This is a genomic window from Brachybacterium sp. B718/18 (assembly GCF_055454375.1).
In genome coordinates this window covers 1-880 of record NZ_JBVDDO010000019.1, presented here as the reverse complement: position 1 = coordinate 880, position 880 = coordinate 1, and the positions used below count along the sequence as shown (strand labels likewise).

Annotated in this window: 6 tRNA genes; 4 read left to right on the top strand and 2 right to left on the bottom strand. The window is 66.2% G+C overall.

Annotated features, from left to right (window positions below):
• Positions 1-2: 2 nt before the first annotated feature.
• Together ACZCAH_RS15245 and ACZCAH_RS15240 are read right to left on the bottom strand one after the other, a co-directional pair.
• Positions 3-77 (bottom strand) — tRNA-Val (locus ACZCAH_RS15245).
• A 23-nt stretch (positions 78-100) separates the two neighbouring features.
• Positions 101-176, bottom strand: a tRNA-Gly gene (locus ACZCAH_RS15240).
• 292 nt (positions 177-468) lie between these two features.
• On the opposite strand from ACZCAH_RS15240, the gene ACZCAH_RS15235 reads away from it, so the two are divergent.
• The 4 genes from ACZCAH_RS15235 (at position 469) to ACZCAH_RS15220 (ending at position 878) form a co-directional block, all read left to right on the top strand.
• Positions 469-540: transfer RNA gene (locus ACZCAH_RS15235), tRNA-Val, on the top strand.
• Positions 541-564: 24 nt separating this feature from the next.
• Positions 565-637 (top strand) — tRNA-Gly (locus ACZCAH_RS15230).
• 69 nt (positions 638-706) lie between these two features.
• A tRNA-Cys gene (locus ACZCAH_RS15225) sits at positions 707-780 on the top strand.
• 23 nt (positions 781-803) lie between these two features.
• Positions 804-878 (top strand) — tRNA-Val (locus ACZCAH_RS15220).
• The last annotated feature ends 2 nt before the right edge of the window (positions 879-880 follow it).

The following is an 880-nucleotide window of genomic DNA, read 5'->3' as shown; positions in this document are numbered from 1 at the left end:
GATGGTGGGCGATACTGGGATCGAACCAGTGACCTCTTCCGTGTCAGGGAAGCGCGCTACCGCTGCGCCAATCGCCCATGCGCCGTGAGGCGGGGAGGAATGGAGCGGACGACGGGACTCGAACCCGCGACCCTCACCTTGGCAAGGTGATGCTCTACCAACTGAGCCACGTCCGCATATCGGCTGAGCCGACGAGGGAAGACTGTACTGCCGGATCGCTCACCGGCGCAAACCGATCGGGGTCGAGGTGGCCGACGTCACCGCGGGGGTCGGGGCCGGCTCTCGGGCGGCGGAGTTCAGGGGTGAGTCAGGGGTGGGTCGGGGGTTGCGATCGGGAGCAGGGGAAGGCGTCACAGGATGCTCGCCGGCACGTCGGATACCCCTCGGATGTACGTCACATCCCAGGTGGCATCGCCCTCGGAAAACCTCGTGTAGGCTTCTTCGAGTTCGCCCTGCGGGGCGGCATCAGGGCGATTGGCGCAGGGGTAGCGCGCTTCCTTCACACGGAAGAGGTCACTGGTTCGATCCCAGTATCGCCCACGCAGGATCCTCGGATACCTGCATGCGGACGTGGCTCAGTTGGTAGAGCATCACCTTGCCAAGGTGAGGGTCGCGGGTTCGAGTCCCGTCGTCCGCTCTCCGGGACGGCGCGCCCGACGTTCTCGTCGGACGCGCCTTTCTCGTCGAGGGGTGCATCGCACTCCACGGTGGGTTGGCCGAGAGGCGAGGCAACGGCCTGCAAAGCCGTGTACACGGGTTCGAATCCCGTACCCACCTCCACCGCGTCCCACGGGTCGCGGCGCGGGCGATTGGCGCAGCGGTAGCGCGCTTCCCTGACACGGAAGAGGTCACTGGTTCGATCCCAGTATCGCCCACCATC